The organism is Dyadobacter endophyticus (assembly GCF_014641595.1).
GTDB lineage: Bacteria > Bacteroidota > Bacteroidia > Cytophagales > Spirosomataceae > Dyadobacter > Dyadobacter endophyticus.
Genome location: NZ_BMIA01000003.1, coordinates 1,045,969 through 1,064,816, shown reverse-complemented (window position 1 = coordinate 1,064,816; position 18,848 = coordinate 1,045,969). Strand labels below are relative to the sequence as shown.

The 18,848-nt window shown below is 50.4% G+C and carries 14 protein-coding genes; 6 read left to right on the top strand and 8 right to left on the bottom strand.

Annotated features, from left to right (window positions below; genetic code table 11):
- Positions 1-103 precede the first annotated feature (103 nt).
- Positions 104-544 carry a DUF6934 family protein gene (locus IEY24_RS24220; protein ID WP_188936991.1) on the bottom strand — a complete coding sequence of 147 codons (441 nt, stop codon included), beginning with the start codon at positions 542-544 and terminating at the stop codon, positions 104-106.
- Between the two features lie 161 nt (positions 545-705).
- Between IEY24_RS24220 and IEY24_RS24215 the strand changes: the two genes are divergently transcribed.
- Both IEY24_RS24215 and IEY24_RS24210 read left to right on the top strand, forming a co-directional pair.
- Positions 706-2,073 (top strand): Gfo/Idh/MocA family protein, encoded by a 1,368-nt coding sequence (locus tag IEY24_RS24215; protein WP_188936989.1) that lies wholly within the window; start codon positions 706-708, stop codon positions 2,071-2,073.
- A gap of 313 nt (positions 2,074-2,386) precedes the next feature.
- On the top strand, positions 2,387-2,962 hold the full coding sequence (locus IEY24_RS24210; protein WP_188936988.1) for a DUF4136 domain-containing protein: 576 nt from the start codon (positions 2,387-2,389) through the stop codon (positions 2,960-2,962).
- A gap of 51 nt (positions 2,963-3,013) precedes the next feature.
- Here IEY24_RS24210 and IEY24_RS24205 read toward each other — a convergent pair whose 3' ends face one another.
- The 4 genes from IEY24_RS24205 to IEY24_RS24190 form a co-directional block, all read right to left on the bottom strand.
- Positions 3,014-3,247, bottom strand: coding sequence for a hypothetical protein (locus tag IEY24_RS24205; protein WP_188936987.1), 234 nt, complete (start codon positions 3,245-3,247; stop codon positions 3,014-3,016).
- Between the two features lie 3 nt (positions 3,248-3,250).
- Entirely contained in the window at positions 3,251-3,346 is a 96-nt protein-coding gene (locus IEY24_RS33135; RefSeq protein ID WP_369009296.1) for a type II toxin-antitoxin system HigB family toxin, read from the bottom strand.
- 143 nt (positions 3,347-3,489) lie between these two features.
- Positions 3,490-7,863, bottom strand: coding sequence for an efflux RND transporter permease subunit (locus tag IEY24_RS24195; RefSeq protein WP_188936983.1), 4,374 nt, complete (start codon positions 7,861-7,863; stop codon positions 3,490-3,492).
- Positions 7,864-7,867: 4 nt separating this feature from the next.
- Positions 7,868-9,322: a TolC family protein gene (locus IEY24_RS24190; RefSeq protein ID WP_188936981.1), complete on the bottom strand. Its 1,455-nt coding sequence runs from the start codon at positions 9,320-9,322 to the stop codon at positions 7,868-7,870.
- A 156-nt stretch (positions 9,323-9,478) separates the two neighbouring features.
- Here IEY24_RS24190 and IEY24_RS24185 point away from each other — a divergent pair, with 156 nt between their 5' ends.
- Together IEY24_RS24185 and IEY24_RS24180 are read left to right on the top strand one after the other, a co-directional pair.
- Positions 9,479-10,156: a response regulator transcription factor gene (locus IEY24_RS24185; RefSeq protein WP_188936980.1), complete on the top strand. Its 678-nt coding sequence runs from the start codon at positions 9,479-9,481 to the stop codon at positions 10,154-10,156.
- Positions 10,153-11,412, top strand: a complete 1,260-nt coding sequence (locus tag IEY24_RS24180; RefSeq protein ID WP_188936979.1) for a sensor histidine kinase — start codon at positions 10,153-10,155, stop codon at positions 11,410-11,412. The genes IEY24_RS24185 and IEY24_RS24180 overlap by 4 nt, the downstream gene beginning before the upstream one ends.
- 43 nt (positions 11,413-11,455) lie before the next feature.
- Here the strand turns inward: IEY24_RS24180 and IEY24_RS24175 are convergent, their stop codons facing one another.
- Positions 11,456-12,928, bottom strand: coding sequence for a TlpA family protein disulfide reductase (locus IEY24_RS24175; protein WP_188936978.1), 1,473 nt, complete (start codon positions 12,926-12,928; stop codon positions 11,456-11,458).
- Positions 12,929-13,114: 186 nt separating this feature from the next.
- Between IEY24_RS24175 and IEY24_RS24170 the strand changes: the two genes are divergently transcribed.
- The gene (locus tag IEY24_RS24170; protein WP_188936976.1) at positions 13,115-16,066 is read left to right on the top strand and encodes an FAD-binding and (Fe-S)-binding domain-containing protein; all 2,952 of its coding nucleotides are present in this window, start codon (positions 13,115-13,117) and stop codon (positions 16,064-16,066) included.
- Positions 16,067-16,069: 3 nt separating this feature from the next.
- Here the strand turns inward: IEY24_RS24170 and IEY24_RS24165 are convergent, their stop codons facing one another.
- Positions 16,070-16,330, bottom strand: coding sequence for a hypothetical protein (locus IEY24_RS24165; protein ID WP_188936974.1), 261 nt, complete (start codon positions 16,328-16,330; stop codon positions 16,070-16,072).
- A 209-nt stretch (positions 16,331-16,539) separates the two neighbouring features.
- Here IEY24_RS24165 and IEY24_RS24160 point away from each other — a divergent pair, with 209 nt between their 5' ends.
- A complete protein-coding gene (locus tag IEY24_RS24160; protein WP_188936973.1) occupies positions 16,540-17,304 on the top strand; it encodes a hypothetical protein in 765 nt (254 codons plus the stop codon).
- An 80-nt stretch (positions 17,305-17,384) separates the two neighbouring features.
- On the opposite strand, the gene IEY24_RS24155 is transcribed toward IEY24_RS24160, so the two are convergent.
- Positions 17,385-18,845 carry a SusD/RagB family nutrient-binding outer membrane lipoprotein gene (locus IEY24_RS24155; protein WP_188936972.1) on the bottom strand — a complete coding sequence of 487 codons (1,461 nt, stop codon included), beginning with the start codon at positions 18,843-18,845 and terminating at the stop codon, positions 17,385-17,387.
- Positions 18,846-18,848 lie beyond the last annotated feature (3 nt).

The following is an 18,848-nucleotide window of genomic DNA, read 5'->3' as shown; positions in this document are numbered from 1 at the left end:
AGTTTCATGGCCTGTTCAAGCTTGGCTTGGGTGAATGCTTCAACGGATGGATAGGTAACTACCTCCCGAGGGCGTCTTCTTTCACTTTTATTCAATGTACTTTTCATAGTCTTCTAATTAAGAACGCGTCATAGTGTTTACCAGAGCGAAATGGCTCAATTTGCCAGCCGTCCATTCCATAAATTTCGATAAAATTTTTCGCTTTTGAAATCTCTCTGCTGATGGTAGCGCGGTACAGTCGAGTACGTGCAGGAGAATTGCCTGTGATGTATACGGTAGCCGAAGGGTATTTTTCCAGAAACAAAAATACGCATTGGATCACGGTTGCCATTACTTTGGGCATGTCCGAATTGTTGCTGACAGTGACATCAGTGGTTGCTCCATACTGATCAAGATCCATCAGCGCAAGGTTGAAGACGGAGGGGGAATCGGGTAAAGCAGCAAATGTGACACGTTTTGAAATCCGCTTTTGTTCGCTTATACTTTCAAACTCGAAAAGAAGACGGTTTTCTCTTGCAGTTAAAGGATAAAATTCTAAATCCATACAATCGGGAGATAACAGGTACCATATCGAATGCAGGAAGTTGAGCGGAGTATGTGTAACAAATGTAAAATAATCTCCCCTTAAAAGTAAAACGGGCGGCGCCTTGCCCTTTTACCTCCGAATGGCATTTGCCAGTTTTCCTAAAACCAATCAAATCACTGATGAACACTTTCAATATCAACCGCCGTAGCTTTCTCCACGGGGCCACGGCTGCATTGGCACTTTCCACTTTCGGAGCGCAGGGAATGGACCTGATGAACCCAGCGAAAACCTGGCGCGTGGGATTAATCGGTACGGGTTGGTATGGCAAAAGTGATCTTTTCAGGTTGATTCAGGTAGCGCCCGTGGAGGTGATCGCGTTGTGCGATGTGGATAAAAACCAATTGAACGAAGCGGGTAAACTGGTGAGCCAGCGGCAGAAGTCAGGTAAGACGCCTAAGTTGTACGGTGATTACCAGAAAATGCTTGCTGAAAATGAAATGGATATTGTACTTATCGGCTCGCCAGACCACTGGCATGCATTGCAGATGATCGACGCAGTGAAGGCCGGCGCACACGTGTATGTACAGAAGCCCATCAGCGTGGACGTGCTGGAAGGTGAAGCGATGGTTGCCGCAGCCCGCAAATACAAGAAGGTAGTACAGGTGGGAACGCAGCGGAAAAGTACGCCGCATTTGATCGACGCCAAGAAAAACATCGTCGACGCAGGCTTGCTGGGCAAGATTTCCCACGTCGAAATGTGCTGCTATTACCACATGCGGGCCAATGGTAATCCGCCGGTAGAAGCCGTTCCGGAATACCTTGACTATGAAAAATGGACAGGGCCCGCGCCCCTGCGCCCATACGACGGCTCGCCGCATGTGCGCTGGTGGCGGACGTTCATGGAATATGGCAATGGCATTACCGGAGACATGTGCGTGCACATGTTCGACACGGTGCGCTGGATGCTGAAACTGGGCTGGCCAAAGAAAATCACGTCGACGGGCGGTATTTATGTGCAGAAAGAAGGCAAGTCCAATATATCCGACACGCAATCAGCCATTTTCGAATACGACGGGTTGAACTGCGTTTGGCAGCATCGCACGTGGGGCACGCCAAACAATCCCGATTATCCATGGTCATTTACACTCTATGGCGAGAAAGGGACGCTTTGGGCGAGTACGATGGCTTACGATTTTATTCCGCAAGGCAAAGGCGAGAAGATCCATAAGGACGTTGTTTACGAAAAGGAAAAATATCCCGAGGATTTAAAAGAGGACAAGATTGAGCTCAATGCGGCACCTGCAACGCGCCTGCATATGCTCGATTTCCTGAGCGCTATAGAGAATAACGGCAGACCTGTTGCCGACATCGAGGAGGGACATATTTCGACTGCAAGCTGCATTTTGGCAAATCTTTCGATGAAAACAGGCCGTTCGATTGTTTATGACCCAATAAAGCGCGAAATTGTGGGAGATAGAGAGGCGAATGCGTTACTGGCCCGTTCTTACCGGGCTCCTTACAAACATCCAGACTATAAGCATGTCTAGGATACCTCATTAAAGTTCGTGGTCCCTTATATATTCCCAGTACATCGCGTCCGGCAAACTCCGGGCGCGTTTTTGTTTAAGGCCGGTTTATTTTCAATACGCCGCTGCAACAGACGAGGCAGGACTGCGGTAAAGTAAATAGAGGGGTTGAGTGCTATGCAAACGTTTGAAATGCACCGAAATAAGTAATTTTGTCGATCGATATATCAATTTTATTTGTTTACAAGTTTAATAGATGTTTCGCGGTCTTTTAAACCAATTACCCCCTGAAACTGTCAGAGTAATGTAACATAACCAAACGTTCAAAAACACAATGAAAACCATAGTGAAGTTGATAAAATCCGCTGGCATGGCGGTTGTGGCGGGTGTATTCCTGATGGCGTGCAGCAATGCCCTTCAAGTCAGTTACGATTACGATTCGGCGGTGAATCTCAAGCAGTTCAAAACCTTCAAAGTGGAGGCCGAGCATAATATGGAGCAAGACCCATTGCTGGGTAGCGAACTGAACAGACGCCGTCTGGGCGATGCCGTAGTAGAAGTGATGGAAGCCAAAGGCTACAAACTGGATCAGCAGAATCCCGAAATCATAGTACGTTTCATGACCGACGTGAAGGACCGTCAACAAGTACGCTCCAACAACATGTATTCGCCTTATATGTGGTGGTACGGCGGCGGTAACAATATCTCGACTTACAATTATCAGGAGAGCCGTTTCATTCTGAACATCTACCAAAAAAACACCGAGCGAATGGTGTGGCAAGGCTGGGCTTCGGGAAAAGTGAAAGCGCCAACCAAGAAGGAAGATCAGAATACGATGATCAAAAATACTATGGCTGATATTCTTCGTTCTTTTCCGCAGGCAACGCTGGATACTTACAGCCGGAAATGATTTTTAGGGTTAATAGTCACAAAAATGCCGGGCTTGCGTCCGGCATTTTTGTTATGAATCAAAATCTTCTTTCAAACCCGCTTCTTCCATTCTAATCCTGCTATATTCTTCGGGCGCGGGCTCATCGATCGGATAATGTTCTTCCTCATATCGATTGATCAGCAACGCGAGAACATCAGCCTCTTTGGCCTCCTGAGTGCCCACAGACGCGTCAAAAAAGCATATCGAGTCGTTCAATGCCTCATTGTATTCTTCTTCGGTTTCTATCAGTTTTACGTCTACCATCTTCTAGATTGTCTTAGCGGTAATGCGGTCATATTCAGCATGGGTACCGAGCCATTTGATCATGATTCTTTTGTGTTCAAAGCTGATTCGGGTTACCATCTGGTAAAATTCTTTCAATTTTCTGAAACTGATTACATTCATGAAATACTGTGCATAGATTTAAACAAAAATAGAGCGGGAAAGTGGTCGGACAGACCACTTTCCCGCTCCAATGAACGAACGGCTGATGTTATGGTAACCTGTTACAAATCCTGCCCATTCCGATACTCTTCCGATGCTTTCTTCACAATCGCGTCGCCGTCGTGCAAATCCCCGAAAACTTCCACGAGCGTGTCTACCACAACACCGCGTTTCACGGGCACCCATTCGGCTTTTTTACCTTTGTCGCGGATCACAAATACCTGCTCGCTGGAATTGACAACGGCGGTAGTAGGAACAAAAAGTGTGTTGCCCGTGCGCTCCGTATTGAGTTGAACTTGCGCGTACATGCCGGCTTTCAGCTCGTTTGAGCGGTTGTTGACGTCGAATTCCGTCATCATCGAGCGGTTTTCTTCGGATAATGTGCGGGAGCTGCGTGCATAAACGGCTTTGTACACCTTTTCAGGGCTGGCCGAAACGGTAAAACTTACTTCCCCTTTGTTCGGAATGGCGCTCGACATGTTTTCCGGGATCGCGAGCGTAAGACGCAATTTCGTATTGTCTTCCAAAACAAATAATGGCTTTGCGCCGCCTTCTCCCGGGCCTACTAGCGCACCGGGGCTGATATTCCTTTCGGTAATAATGCCGTCGAACGGGGCAGTCACGGTCAGGTAGCGCGAGAGTTCGGTTTTTGTTTCCATGAATGACTTTGCAGCTTGTACGTTGCCCCTTGCCACGGCCATTGCCGAGCTGTCGGATGCTGCACGCGCTTTCGCCAGATCCAGTTCGTTCATAGAAACGGCCCCTTCAGTGCGATTGGTTTTTTGCAAGCGGCTGTATGTCAATGTGCTGGCCTGGTAGCGCGTGGTGGTTTGCTGCAATGCGGCTTCGGCGGCGATGAGCTGCGCCTTTGCCTGGCTGAGTTCGGAGATAATTTCCGGTGCTTCCAATATGGATAATACCTGACCTTTTCGGACAAAACTGCCGCGATCGACATTTACCGTTCTGACGAATCCTTTCACTTTTGGATGAATGCTCACCTTGTTCCACGGCTTCAATTCGCCCGGTAACGCAATTTGCTTCGCAGGTTTCATGCTTTTGACGTAAGCGAGTTCGACGGTGGTAGGCTCCTTCGCGGCGGTTCCAGCCTCGGTTTTGGCTTCGTGGCTTTCGCTCGTTTCGGCGGTGCTGCTGCATGCGCTCATACCGGCAACGACGGCAATCAGGATCAGAATGGATTTCAGGGTATTCATGGAAACGGATGTTTGGAGTTTTTTACGGAAGAAATTGCTTTCAGGGTCTTCGGGGTCGAGGGATACCGAGTTGACGGACGCTTTGCGTTGCACGAGCGTGAACACGGCCGGTAGTATCAGCAGCGAAGCCAGCGTGGAAGCGATGAGCCCGCCGATTACCGCCTGCCCGAGCGGTGCGATCTGGTCACCTCCTTCGCCGAGGCCGGACGCCATCGGAACCATACCGGCGATCATTGCGATACTGGTCATGAGGATCGGGCGGATACGGCTACCGGCTGCGAGTGTTACGGCTTTATGGGCATCCTGTAATTTAAGGCGCAGGTTCTCCGCATTGGTTACCATCAGGATCGCATTCGCAACGGATACTCCGACGGACATAATCAGCCCAATATAAGATTGCAGGTTCAATGTCGCACCGGTAAGCAGCAGCAGGCCTATTGACCCTACAACCACGGCGGGGATCGTGGAAAGTACGACAAGAGACAGTTTGAACGACTGATACGTAGCCGCGAGCAGGAGGAACATGATCACCACGGCGATCAGCAGACCGGTTTGCAAGCTGTTTAACGTCTCGGTCAGCAGCTCGGTTTGCCCTTTCAATTCCACAATAATCCCGCGTGGCGGCTCGCCTGCATTCTTAATTGCCTTTTGAACAGCAGTGCTGGCAGCTCCAAGATCCTTTTTATGGATATTCGCGGTAACGGTCACCAGGCGGTTCGGGCCGGCGCGGTCGTATTCGCCGGGGGCTGTTTTTTCCGAGAATGTGGCCACATCGGCCAGTAGCGGGTTGCTCACGCCGGTTTTTAATGGAATAGTTCCGATATCCTGAACCGAGGTCATCTGGTATTCCGGGATTTGTACCTGGACCTGATAGGCGAGTCCTTTCGCATCATCGAGCCAGAGGTTTTTATCGGTAAAACGGCTGGAAGACGTTGCCGCTACCATCGATCGCGCCACTTGCGTCGAGGTAATGCCTAGCTGGCCGGCCCTTTCGCGGTCGATTTTTACGTCCAGAATGGGGTATTGCAACGGCTGGGCGATCTGTACATCGCGGAGGAATGCGATCCGCTGCATTTCTTTCTGAATTTTCCGGGCGAACCTTCCGGCTTCTTCCACGTCTTTAGCGGCCACGCTCACCTCGATCGGAGTTGAGGCCCCCTGGCTCATGATTTTGTCTACCAATTCAATCGGTTCAAATGAAATGGCGAGGTTTGGAATCTCTTTTTTAATTCTCGAGCGAAGTTCTTCTTTTAATGCATCCATTCTCACAGGAAAATCTTCTTTCAAAGACACTTGTAGAACAGCTTCATGCGGGCCGCTGTTGAATACGAAAATATTGGAAGTACCATAGCTGGAAGGCACGGTGCCGACATAAGCCGAGGATATTTCTACATGCTCTTTCCCCACCTCCGATTTAATCAGGTTCAAAACCTTCAATGTGGCCTCTTCCGTACGTTCCACGCGCGTGCCGTCGGGCACCCGCAGGCGCATCTGGAACTGGTGGCTGTTGGCTTTGGGCAGAATGTCGGTGCCGATGAGGAAAAATCCGCCGACGATCAGTGCAATGGTACCTACGAGATAGACCGGAACGATAAGCCGCCTGCCCATAATGCCGCCAAGCACATTCAGGTATTTCAATTTGAATTTTTCAAAACCGGTCGGTGGCAGCGACGGGTGCGCACCTTCTTCAATCACATCATCAATTTCCTGGCTATCCAATGCCAAAGTCGGTGCTTCATGGTGCGGATGATCCTTCAAAAGCCAGTTGGCAAGTACCGGTACCAATGTTTGTGAAAGCAAAAACGAAGCGATCATTGCAAAACCCACGGCCAGCGAGAGTGGCAAAAACATCGATCTTGGAATACCGCTCATAACGAAGGAAGGCGCAAAAACGGCGAGGATCGCGAGCAGGATCAGAAACTCGGGGAATGCGATTTCCTTGCACGCGTCCCAAATGGCCTGCTCCTTCGGTTTACCCATTTCCTGGTGCTGGTGGATGTTTTCAATTGTCACCGTTGCCTGGTCGACGAGTACACCGATAGCCAATGCCAGGCCACTCAATGTCATGATATTGATCGTTTGGCCAAACAAATTCATCAATATCACCGCCGAGAGAATGGAAATGGGGATCGTCACGATCACGATGATCACGCTGCGCCAGTCACGGAGGAACAGGAGTACCATCAAACCGGTGAGCAATGCGCCTAAAATACCCTCGGTAATAAGGCTTTTCAAAGAGTTGGTCACATACACCGACTGGTCGAATTCATAGGAAATCTTCACATCCTCGGGCACCGCGTTCCGAAGTTGCGGCAATGCGGCGCGGATATTGTTGACCACATCGAGCGTCGAAGCGTCCGATTTTTTTACAACAGGAATATAAACTGCCCGCCGGCCATTGATCAATGCATAGCTCACAGTCACATCGGCACCATCTTCTACCACGCCCACATCACGGATGAACACGGTAGGCCCTGCGCCCACACGGATAGGAATATTCAAAAAGTCTTCCGGCTTCTTAATGAGGGAGTTGACGGGCGTCATCAAGGTCTTATCACCCATACGGATATTGCCGGCCGGGGAAGGCTGGTTGTTGGCAATAATAGATTTGATCACCTCTTCCGGTGTCAGATGATAACTTCTGATGCGCTCAGGATCGACGCGGACGACAATCGTGCGCTGGTTTCCACCGAATGGCGGCGGGCTCGAAACACCTTCAATGCGGCTGAACATCGGTCGTACCCGCGAGGAGGCGAAGTCCTGGATTTCGTTCAGCGACCGCGAGGCGCTTTCGAATACCATCTGCCCGATCGGCACCGAGCTGGCATCGAAACGGACCACTTGCGGAGGTACCGTCCCCTCGGGCATATAGGCCTTCGCGCGGGAGACGTTGTTGGCGACCTCAGCGGCTGCCTGCGCCATGTCGGTGCCGGGGTAGAACGAAAGTTTAATGAGAGATAGCCCCTGAATGGTTTTCACATCCACATCGCGGATCCCGGAAACATACAGGAAGTGGTCCTGATAGCGGGTTGCGATGAATCCGTCCATTTGGTCGGGGGCCATACCGCCGTAGGGCTGCACCACGTAGATGGTGGGAAGATCGAGATTTGGAAAAATGTCGACGGGAATGCTCCGTATCGACAGAATCGAAAAGAATAGGATGCCGATGACGACCACCACTATGGAAATAGGCTGTCGGAGGGCAGTTCTGATGAGTTGATACATAAGATTATCTGTTTATCTGGCTCAGGAAAATGTCGAGGTCACCGGCGGCCGCGGCTTTGAGCAGGAGCGAGCGCCAGGCGTTGCCGTTGGTGACGAACTTGTCGATTTCAGCCCGGTTGAGTGCATTTACACTTTGTGCGAGCGTGAAAAGATCAGTCAAGCCGCTTTGATAGCGTGCCTCGGCCTGGTTGAATGCGGTCCGGGCGGCTGCGAGCTGCACGGGTGTGAGGCGTGCTTGCGCGAGGGAAAGCTGGAACTGCATTTCAGATTCACGCGCCTGGCGGTCGAGTTGCAATTGCTGGGTTTTGTATAATGATTTGAAACGCTCTGCCTGGAACTGCTCGGCGTGGTAATCATGTCTGACTTTGAAAATGTTGGTCAGATTCCAGCGCGTGGAAACGCCGATCAGGTAATTGTAAACCTGGTATTTGACCCCGCTGCCAAAATCGGTGCGGAACGAATCGTCTTTGTTCGACACCCCCGAGCCGCGTCCCCAACCGGCGCCTACGAGCGAGACCGAGGGTAAGGATGAGCGTTTTACGGCCAGGCTGCGTGCCAGCGACGCATCGATTTGCGCTTGTGAAAATCGTAATGCCGGATTTTTAAGAAATGATGCGGTTTCCGCCGGTAAAGGCAATTGGGAGTAAAAGCCCATTGAATCGACCTGAATGCTGTCGCGCAGCTCGCCGGTCAGTTCCGAAAAGCGGAGGCGCTGCGCTTTTTCCGACCGCCGGCTTTCCAGCAACAGCAATTGTGCTTTGGCATATTCCGCGGCGGCAAGCGAGCTGTCGACACCCGGGCGCATGCCCGAACTTACCGCGGCATCGGTCACCCGTTTGAAAATAGCCGCCCTTTGAAGGTTCTGGCGCTGCGCCTCGACGAGTTTTTGATTAATCAACAACAATAAATAGGCATCGATGATTTTGACCTGATGCTGGAACAGCTCGTTCTCATAATCGGCCTGGCTGCGGGCGAGGTCGGCTTTGGCAGCGTTCACATTCGCATTAACCTTTCCGAAATTAAATACTTTCCAGTCGACCATCGCCGTGGTGAAGCTGCCGAATGTGGCGGTATAGATATTTTCGGGACGGATACCGCCTGAGGGCGACAATGCGCTTCCCTCGTTGGGCAGGAATGCACCGGCAACGCTGTTGCCCGTGGCATAAGTATATTGATCCTGCACGATGAATGCGGGCAGGTAGTCGGTTTTGACGGATTTAATGCGGCTTTCGGCGCTGTGGATCTCAGCCTGTTTGGCTTTCAGGAAAGGAAAGTTGCCTTTGCCTTGTTCCAATGCTTCGTGCAGCTTGATTTGCTGGGCATTCGCCTGCATGCATGCGAAGGCAGCGAAAAACAATGCGAGCCAACGGTTTTTAATGTCGAAGGTCCGGTGTGCCGGAGCATGCGCGTTCCCCGGCGGAAAAAAGCGGGAATCCGAATGGTACTGGGAGTGCTTCATAATTCGGGTTAAAGAGATTTTTAGCCGAAATTAGAGCCCAATTCTGGAAACATTTGGGAAACGGAGCTTTGCAATGGGCTGTTTATTACCCGATTATCCTTCCTAAATGTTTCCAACTTCCGGGTGTATTTTTGTAAAGTATCTTTTGAAAGAGGAATGAAAATTTTAGTTGTAGAGGACGAAAAAGGGCTTGCAGAAAGTATCACCGACTACCTTTCCCGCGAAGGGTTTGTTTGCGAAGTAGCCAACACTTTCTGGCAGGCAGATGAAAAGATCAGCCTTTACCAGTACGATTGCACGATCGTGGATCTGACGCTGCCCGACGGCAATGGTTTCGATATAATCCAGACATTGAAAAAGATTGCTTCCGCAACCGGTATTATCATTATTTCAGCCCGTAATACATTGGAAGACAAGTTGAAAGGGCTTGAAATAGGATCGGATGATTACATGACCAAGCCATTCCATCTTTCTGAACTGAATGCCAGGGTGAAGTCACTGATCCGGCGCAGGAATTTTGGAGGAAATAATGATATGATCTGGAAGGATATCAGGGTTAATCTGCCTGCCCGGAAGGTTTTTATCAAAGATATTGAAACTACTTTGTCACGGAAGGAGTACGATCTGCTGCTCTATTTTCTTTCCAATATCGATGTTGCATTAACGAAAGAATCCATTGCCGAGCACCTCTGGGGCGACAACATGGATTCGGCCGATTCACTGGATATGGTGTATTCGCATATCAAAAACCTTCGCCGGAAAATAGTGGAAAAGGGTGGGAAGGATTACATTCAATCGATTTACGGGATAGGCTACAAATTCACCGCACCTTGAAACTCCTCGAAAAAGCCAGTCGGATTTACCTGCTTGCCTCGCTGCTGATTTACCTGGCGGTGGGGATTGCGTTTTTCTGGATCATCAAATTCATGATCTACGACGAAGTGGAAAGTCGCCTCATGGTTGAGAAGCAGGATTTTGAGACATATGTCCGTACGAATGACACTTGGAGCAACAATTCATATTTTGTAGAAAATAAAATTGAAGTGCTGCCCGTATTCGGCAAGTACAAGGCCGAGGTGGTTTTTACCGATACGCTCATTAATAACCGCTACGAGGAGAGTGCCGACCCATTCAGGCAGCTCACATTCTACACGTTGATCGGTGGCGCGCCCTATCGCGTCGCGATCAGGAAGTCGATGATCGAGTCCTATAAACTGATTGAGGCGATTTCGGCGGCGATGATCGCGTTCCTTGGGTTGCTGTTGGTGAGTACATTCCTTTTTCACCGGGTTTTATCGGGTAAGCTCTGGAAGCCGTTTTATGATTCACTGGCAAGGATTAAGGACTTCGACTGGACGAAAAACAAGCCGCTGGAAACTGTTCGCAGCGAAATCACGGAGTTCAACGAGCTGGGCGATGTGATGGAGAAAATGGCCTCCAAGATGCAGCACGACTACCGGAGCCTGCGCGAATTCACTGAGAATGCTTCCCACGAAATCCAGACACCCCTCGCGCTCATCAATGCGCGGGTTGAGCAGTTTATCCAGTCGAAAGATTTAGGAGAAAATCATACTTACTGGATTGAGGAGATTTACCATGCAGCCAGGCGGATGTCGCGGCTTAATCAAGGGCTTTTGTTGTTGGCCAAAATTGAAAACCAGCAGTTTACGGAACAGGAAGAACTCGATCTCTCAGAACTCGCATTGAACAAGCTGAAAGATTTTGAAGACATTTTGCAGCATAAGGAAATCAGGCTCGATTTACAGTCGTCGGGCAGTTTCCGGAAACTAATGTCACCTGCATTGGCGGATATTCTGCTGACAAATTTGATTAACAATGCGATCAGACATAACTACACCGGCGGCGAGCTCAGGCTGGAATCGGGTACGGATTATGTGCGGGTAAGTAATACGGGCAATCCGCTGAAAAGCGACCCTGAACGGCTATTCGAGCGGTTCAAAAAGGAATCGACCGGCGCGGAGTCGTTGGGACTGGGGCTGGCGATCGTGAAGCAGATTTGCGATAATTGTGAGCTGCGGATCTCGTACCAGTATGACGCGCCGATCCATTCGATTAAAATCACAGGATAGTGCGAAGCTCCTGCTTCGCACACGCTATGTGGAGGAAACGCAACTATTTCGCAACCTTCTGCAACTCGGCTTCCAAAGTTTTATTATTGGGGAACTCCTGCGGAATCCATCGGTTCACTATTTTGCCCGAACCATCCAGCACCAGGAACGGATACCGGATGTCAATGCCGTATTTCTCCTTCAAAACCTCGATATTATCGTCGGAAGCCCATAAATGCTTTGCAGTAGGCCGTATTTTTACATATTTTTTCCAGGTCGGAAAGGGTATGCCTGTCGCGACGGAAATGTAGGCGAAGGTCACTTTATCGGCATATTTATCTTCCAAAACCTTCAACCCGGGCTCGTGCTGGCCGATGCTGAACGAAAAGACCATGACGACCGGTTTGCCCTGCAAGGACGATACTGTTACAGCCGTGCTATCGGTGCTTAGCAGCGTGATATCCGGGATAGCCGCCCCTGGTTGCAGCGATTCTTTGGTTTGGATGAGTTTGGAAATGTATTCTGAGTATGGCGACTGAGGGAATGTCGCTTTGTAATCTGCCAGGAGCGTTTTAGCGGTTGAAATGTCGGGAATGGCCGTTGCGGCGTAATTGAGCCAGTAGGTCGCAAGGTATTCCTTTTGTTTCGGATAGCTGGCCAGCTTTTCCTTACTGAATGCGTATACATCCTTCAATGCATCGGGGCTGATTTCGTAACGGCTTTCGGATGCGAGCGGGAATTTGCGGGTCGAGGGGATCAGCGCCCAGTTGCGGAGCTCGTCGCGGTAGGTTTGGCTCAGTAATGCATCGTCGGGCTGGATTTTGAAGTCGGTTAAGGTAAAATCTTCCAGCTCTTTGCGTTGCGTGGCGTCGAGTTTGGCTACGCGGTTGCGGCGCATGATCTTTTCCTGGATGAGCTGGCGTGTAAGCGATGGCTCGGTAGCCGTCGTCGCAAGTACGTAGGCCTCGAACGCCGGCACCACCGGATTAGCCATTTTAAATTTCTCAAATGCTTCGAGCCGTACTTTTTTCAGGCTGTCGCTTTGCTGTACCACGCTTTTGTTATCGATTTGCGATGGCTTGTAGCCGAAAACGGGCAGATATTGATATTGGTTTTCAAGAAAGTAATTTTTCAAAAACGTCTGGTAGCCGGCGTTCTTGCCTGTGAAAGTCACATCCGCATTCTCCGCGACATTGATCGTCAGGTCGTCGCCTGGTTGCAGGAAGAGCATCCACGTCTTGTTCACGCCGCTTCCGCTGTATTGCAGGCGCATCATTTTCGGTTCGGTGAGCTGGATAATCGTTTTTTCGGTGGTTTTGTCTGCGAAATTCACTGAGGCTACGGCGTCGAGCTTTGCATCGGCAAGGCCTGTGCCCAGATTGGGGTGAAAATGTACATCTTCCAGCACCAGCGTAACCGTTATCGGAGCTTGTTTGGAGGCGGCGAGCGTAATGTTCGCTGTATTCTGCGCATACGCAGCCCAACCTAATGCGGTCCAGCCGAATAGTGTGAGGATCAGAAAGTTTATGTGTTTCATCGTTTCGAAAGGGAAAACAGTTTTTACCAAAACATGCGGTGTAAAAATTGTGCCAATATACGTAACTCCCGCCGGTAAGTGTTCCGGCAGCTTATTCAGCGTTGTCCGGGAGCACATTAATGCAGTTTTTCAAAGCATTAATAGGCCAACTACCGTAAATTCGCCATCTGATTATCGATTGTTCCCATGACCCGCGTTTCACAATTTCAGTTCAATACGCTCCGTGCCCGGTTCGAGGGGGAGCTGTATTTTGATAATTCCACGCTACACGCTGCCCAGCGCACGGTTTATGCTACCGATGCGTCTGTTTATCAGGAAATGCCGGTTGCAGTAGCTTTGCCGAAAACGGTGGAAGACATCCGCGCGCTGATCGGTTTTGCGAAAACCAATAAAGTGACACTGATCCCGAGGGCAGCAGGAACCTCACTCGCGGGGCAAGTTGTAGGAAATGGCATTGTGGTCGATATTTCGAAGCATTTCAGGGAAATTGTCGAGGTTAGCGCGAAGGAGAAATGGGTACGCGTGCAGCCGGGCGTGATCCGCGACGATCTCAACAAGCACCTGGCTCCTTACGGCCTGCTTTTCGGCCCTGAAACTTCCACGGCCAGCCGCGCGATGATCGGCGGAATGATCGGTAACAACTCGTGCGGGCTGCATTCCATCACCTGGGGTGCCACGCGTGACCATTTACTGGAAGTGAAAGTGCTGCTTTCAGATGGCACTGAGGCGATATTCAATGAGAAATCCATCGCTGATTTTACACGTGAAATCCGGGAAAAGCAGATCAAAGGCCAGCGCCTGCAATCGATTCTGGCGGGCATGTTTGGCTTAATATCCAATCCTATTGACCACGATTTAATCAAAAAACAGTTTCCCAAACCGAGCGTTACCCGACGCAACTCCGGTTATGCGCTCGACGCGCTGGTCAGGAATTTCGAAAACGGCAATATCAACCTTTGTAACCTCATTGCGGGCTCGGAAGGCACATTATGCCTTGTTACCGAAGCGAAAATTGCGTTGGTGGACGCTCCTCCCGCAGCTGTCGGCGTCGTGTGCGTGCATACCAACTCGCTTGCGGAAGCGCTCCACGCGAACCGCGTGGCGATGCAGCACGATCCGAAAGCCTCTGAGCTGGTCGATAAGTACATTATGGATTTTACCAAAAACCACAATGTGTATTCCCAAAACCGCTTTTTCATGCAGGGCGACCCCGCGGCAATGCTCATGGTGGAGTTCTGGGGCGTTGCAGAAGAAGAGGTGGAACAGAAAGCTTCCGCATTGATCCAGCAGTTGAAAGTGGAAAACCTTGGTTACGCCTATCCATTGCTGTTTGGCGACGATGCCAACAAAGCCTGGGACATTCGTAAAGCGGGCCTTGGACTGATACGCAATCTCCCCGGCGACACGCAGCCCGTGAACCTGATCGAAGATTGCGCCGTAGCGGTAGAAGATTTGCCCGCATACATCGAAGAATTGGAGGCTTTGCTGAAAAAACACGGTTTGAGCGCCTCGTACTACGCGCATGCGGGTGCGGGCGAGCTGCACGTGGAACCGATGATCAACCTCAAAACCAGTGAAGGAAAACAGCAATTCCGCGATGTGCTGGCTGATACGGCGATGCTTGTAAAGAAATACAACGGAGCATTGTCGGGCGAGCATGGCGATGGTCGCTTGCGAGGGGAGTTTATTCCTTATATGATGGGCGAGGAGGTGTACGAAATGTTCAGGCAGGTGAAGCGCATCTGGGACCCGGATGGCGTTTTCAATGCGAACAAAATCGTGGACACACCGCCGATGAACGAATTTCTGCGCTATGAGCAGGACAAGCCTAACCCGCAGATCGATACCATATTCGATTTTTCGAAGCAGGAAGGCATGCTGCGCCTGGCCGAGAAATGCAGCGGCTCGGGCGATTGCCGTAAAACCGAACTAACCGGCGGTACGATGTGCCCCAGCTACATGGCCACGCGCAGCGAGCGCGACACGACGCGTGCCCGTGCAAACATTTTACGCCAGTACCTTACGCCTGAAACCGCCCCGGCAACCAGCCAGGAAATGGTGAAGGAAGTGCTGGACCTTTGTCTTTCCTGCAAAGGCTGCAAATCGGAATGCCCTTCCAGCGTGGATATTGGTAAAATGAAGGCCGAATTCACGCAGCAATATTACGAAAGCCATGGCGCACCGATGCGCAGCAAGCTGATCGCCAATTTTTCAAATCAGATGAAACTGGCGTCGATCGCGCCATGGGCATTCAATGGTATATTCGGGACGCCTGCATTGCGGAAAATCGCCAACAAAATGGTGGGTTTCCATCCCGACCGCTCAATGCCTAAGCTGGATAGCCAACCCTTGAAAAGCTGGTGGGAAAAGCATCAGCGAAACAAACCGGCCGCCGCGCCACATTCGAGGAAGGTTTATTTGTTTTGTGATGAGTTTACCAATTATAATGATGCGGAAGTAGGCAAAAAAGCCGTGCTATTGCTCGAAAAGCTGGGTTACGAAGTCATTATCCCCGAGCATGTCGAATCCGGCCGCTCGTATTTATCCAAAGGTTTTGTAAAAGAAGCGCAGAAACTGGCTATCCGGAATGTGGATTTGTTGAAGGACAAAATCAATTATGACGCGCCGCTGGTGGGTATTGAGCCATCGGCAATACTTTCTTTCCGGGACGAATATGTGGATCTGGTAGGGGAAAAAGAAAGGGGCCATGCGGAGAATATCGCGGCGAATGCATTGCTTTTCGAGGAATTCGTCGCGCGCGAAATCGATGAGAAGCGCATTCAGAAAAGCGCATTTGTGGCGAAAAATCAGCTGATCAAGCTGCACGGCCATTGCCACCAGAAAGCCCTTTCGACATTAACGGCTTCTAAAAAGGCATTGCAATTGCCTGAGAACTATCACGTTCAGCTCATCCCGTCGGGGTGCTGCGGAATGGCCGGGTCGTTTGGCTACGAGGAAGAGCATTTTGAAGTGTCGATGCAGATCGGGGAACTGGTACTGTTCCCAACCGTTCGGCAGCAGCCCGAAGATGTGATCATCGCGGCTGCCGGAACGAGTTGCCGCCATCAGATCAAGGATGGCACCGGACGCATAGCGATGCATCCGGTAGAGATTTTATACGATGCATTGATCAAATAATGCCTATTCTGTGCCGCGTACATGCTCGTTAACCGTATCGGCGCGCATTTGGGTACCTGCTGTATCAGAAGCAATGCTGTCCACCACAGTTGTGCCCTGATCGGCCGGGTTATCTGCCTGGCCCGAAAAATTTCTATCGTGGTTGAAGAAGCCGCCAAACCAGGCGATCAGCGAAAGAACGATACCGATGCCGACGATCCACTTCCAGACGTTCTTCACGTTCTTGGTGGCTCTTGCTTCCTTATCTGTTTCTTGCCTGTTCATGGGTTTAATGATTTAGTTTAATAGGAACCTTACCATTTCCATACCAGCGCGGATTCAGCACTTTTTAAGCGAATTATATAACATTGTGTTGATAAAATTTCCCCAAACTAAGTAGGTGAATAAAAATGTAATATATCGGGGATGTTTGATGTTACCTTAGCGGGAAATTTCGTTTCACGTACTAGTTCTTCTCACAAACAGCCATATTAATGAAAATTAGCCAACGTTTCTCTATCCCGTTTTTTGCACTTTTCCTATTTACACAAGTCGACGCCACGGCGCAGAACGACAACCGGAGCTTCTTGTCCGTCGCTGGCGGGTATAGCTTACCCGTGGGCGAGCTCGCCAGGGAAAAACTGAACGACCCATTTGCCGGCCTGACAGGCTCGGGATATTATTTCCAAGCCAATTATGATTTCCGTATCGCACGCTGGTTTGGTTTGAAGCTCTCAGGGAGTATGAATAAAAATACGACACGCCCTCAGCCGATCGTCGATATTGCCGACCGTCGCGTCGAAGAAATCAAAGGTTTTATCAATGAAACTACCACACATACCTGGGACACGCGCGTGTCGCGCTGGAAATTCAACGCGATCATGGCCGGGCCCGCGATATTCCTTAATTTCAACAGAGTGCAAATCGAAGGGCACGTGCAGGGAGGTTATGTAGAAGTTACTTCGCCGACGGTGGATATGACGGGGACATTCCAGTCCGGAGAAAATCAGATCCTCGTGCATTTAAGCCCCGCTTCCACGAGCGGTTTCGGCGTTGGCGCCGGCGCCAGTTTGCGCTTGCCCATTGCCGGTCCATTGTATTTTCATATTTCCGGCGACTTTCTTGCTACCGAGGCCCAGTTGGAGAATGTGGCAGTGAATGTACGCGTCGGCAAATATCCCGAGGTAAGTATTCCAATCAATGAGAAGCGCTTCGTGGGAGTTGCCAATGTTGGTGCAGGCTTGGGTATTTCATTCTAAATCAATATTATACTCTAAGAAAATGGGCCGGATACCGCACGTATCCGACCCGTTTTGCTTTTTAGGACTTTAAGCCTGCATTATTTCGCAAACCAAAGTTTCATTTTCATGTCATTCTTGCCTCCCTGGGCGGTAAGGGCCGCTGAGAAATTTTGGTAATTCAGCGATTCTTCCGAGTTCGGGTAAGGCAGCCGCGTGGGAATGACATTCTGGTTGGTATTCAATACAGGAGGTTTCAAGTCGGGGATGCCTGTCCTGCGGAATTCTGTCCAGGCTTCGAGTCCCTGCCCGTACAATGCGATCCACTTTTGCTCCATAATTTGTGTGAAACCGGCTGCCCCTGGTTTCAAGGCATTCGCACTGAGGTATTCAGGGGTAATGGCCAATTTGTACTGGGCAAATGATGCGGTAATGGCATCCGAATAGTTTTTAGCTGCGTCGCCGGCCGCCGCTATTCCTTTGTAGGCAAACTCGCTTTTAAGAAATAACAGCTCCGCATAACTCATGACAACGCCCGGGGCAGTGGGGCCCGTGAAGTAGCTGCCAACCCTGGAAGTACTGTCGAGGCCGAGCTTACCTGCTTGTGAGGAGGAAAGTCCATTGGGGACCCCCGTGTACTCGTCGCGTAATACCGGTTTGTTGGCGTAAATGGGCAGGCGCGCATCTTTCAAATCTTTCAATTTGTTCACCAAAGTGGCACTTACGCGGTGGTCGTCGCGTGTTTTCCGGTTTACATTCACCGGATTCTGGTTGTTGGTGGCATCCAGGTAATTGAGCTGAATGTTATCGGCCACGGAGGCGATCACGGGATATTTGACGGGATCGCTCAAAATCCGGGTGATTTCGGCCTTTACGTCGATGGGCGCGTCGGCTTTATCGATCATGCGGCTTAGCACGCGCAAGCTCAGAGAGTTCGCGAATTTTTTCCATTTGGAAAGGTCATTATTGAAGAGGATATCGCCCGCGATCGCCATACTTTTGTCGGATGTGTTGATAGTCTCTCCGGCCGATTTAAGCTCGGCCACAATGCCCGCGTAAACATCCTTTTGCTTATCATATTTAGGCAAAAGGTTTCCTTCCAGCCCCTGCAACGCATCGGTATAAGGGATATCGCCGTACACGTCACTGAGGAGCATGAACGCCCACGACCGCAATATCACCGCCACCGCCTGGTAATTGACGTTACCCGACTCTTTGCCGATTTTGTAAATGCGCTGATAATCCGCGAGTGATTCCACATACAATCCCTGCCATGCTGCGGTGTACACGTCGCTTGAGACCGTGTATTGATCAATGTCCGTGTACTGGATCCGCGCCCAATGCTGCGAATAGCCGTCGCCGATATCCATTCCCAGCGAACCGCCCCAATAAATATCGACCGCACTCTGGATGCCGTGCGGCAGGAAAAGATCGGCGGTGCCGGTGGCAGCGCTGTTGTTGTTCGTATTAATGGTGTCAAAATCGCTGGTGCAGCTCGTTGCGCAGATAATCGTCAGCGAAAGCAGCGTCGAAATGCCCAATGAATATATTTTCTTTTTCATCGT

Coding starts and splice junctions, on each gene's coding strand:
- IEY24_RS24155 (WP_188936972.1), bottom strand. CDS start 18,845: ATGAAAAAGAAAATATATTCATTGGGCATTTCGACGCTGCTTTCGCTG.
- IEY24_RS24220 (WP_188936991.1), bottom strand. CDS start 544: ATGGATTTAGAATTTTATCCTTTAACTGCAAGAGAAAACCGTCTTCTT.
- IEY24_RS24170 (WP_188936976.1), top strand. CDS start 13,115: ATGACCCGCGTTTCACAATTTCAGTTCAATACGCTCCGTGCCCGGTTC.
- IEY24_RS24175 (WP_188936978.1), bottom strand. CDS start 12,928: ATGAAACACATAAACTTTCTGATCCTCACACTATTCGGCTGGACCGCA.
- IEY24_RS24190 (WP_188936981.1), bottom strand. CDS start 9,322: ATGAAGCACTCCCAGTACCATTCGGATTCCCGCTTTTTTCCGCCGGGG.
- IEY24_RS24165 (WP_188936974.1), bottom strand. CDS start 16,330: ATGAACAGGCAAGAAACAGATAAGGAAGCAAGAGCCACCAAGAACGTG.
- IEY24_RS24210 (WP_188936988.1), top strand. CDS start 2,387: ATGAAAACCATAGTGAAGTTGATAAAATCCGCTGGCATGGCGGTTGTG.
- IEY24_RS24185 (WP_188936980.1), top strand. CDS start 9,479: ATGAAAATTTTAGTTGTAGAGGACGAAAAAGGGCTTGCAGAAAGTATC.
- IEY24_RS24195 (WP_188936983.1), bottom strand. CDS start 7,863: ATGTATCAACTCATCAGAACTGCCCTCCGACAGCCTATTTCCATAGTG.
- IEY24_RS24205 (WP_188936987.1), bottom strand. CDS start 3,247: ATGGTAGACGTAAAACTGATAGAAACCGAAGAAGAATACAATGAGGCA.
- IEY24_RS24160 (WP_188936973.1), top strand. CDS start 16,540: ATGAAAATTAGCCAACGTTTCTCTATCCCGTTTTTTGCACTTTTCCTA.
- IEY24_RS33135 (WP_369009296.1), bottom strand. CDS start 3,346: ATGGTAACCCGAATCAGCTTTGAACACAAAAGAATCATGATCAAATGG.
- IEY24_RS24215 (WP_188936989.1), top strand. CDS start 706: ATGAACACTTTCAATATCAACCGCCGTAGCTTTCTCCACGGGGCCACG.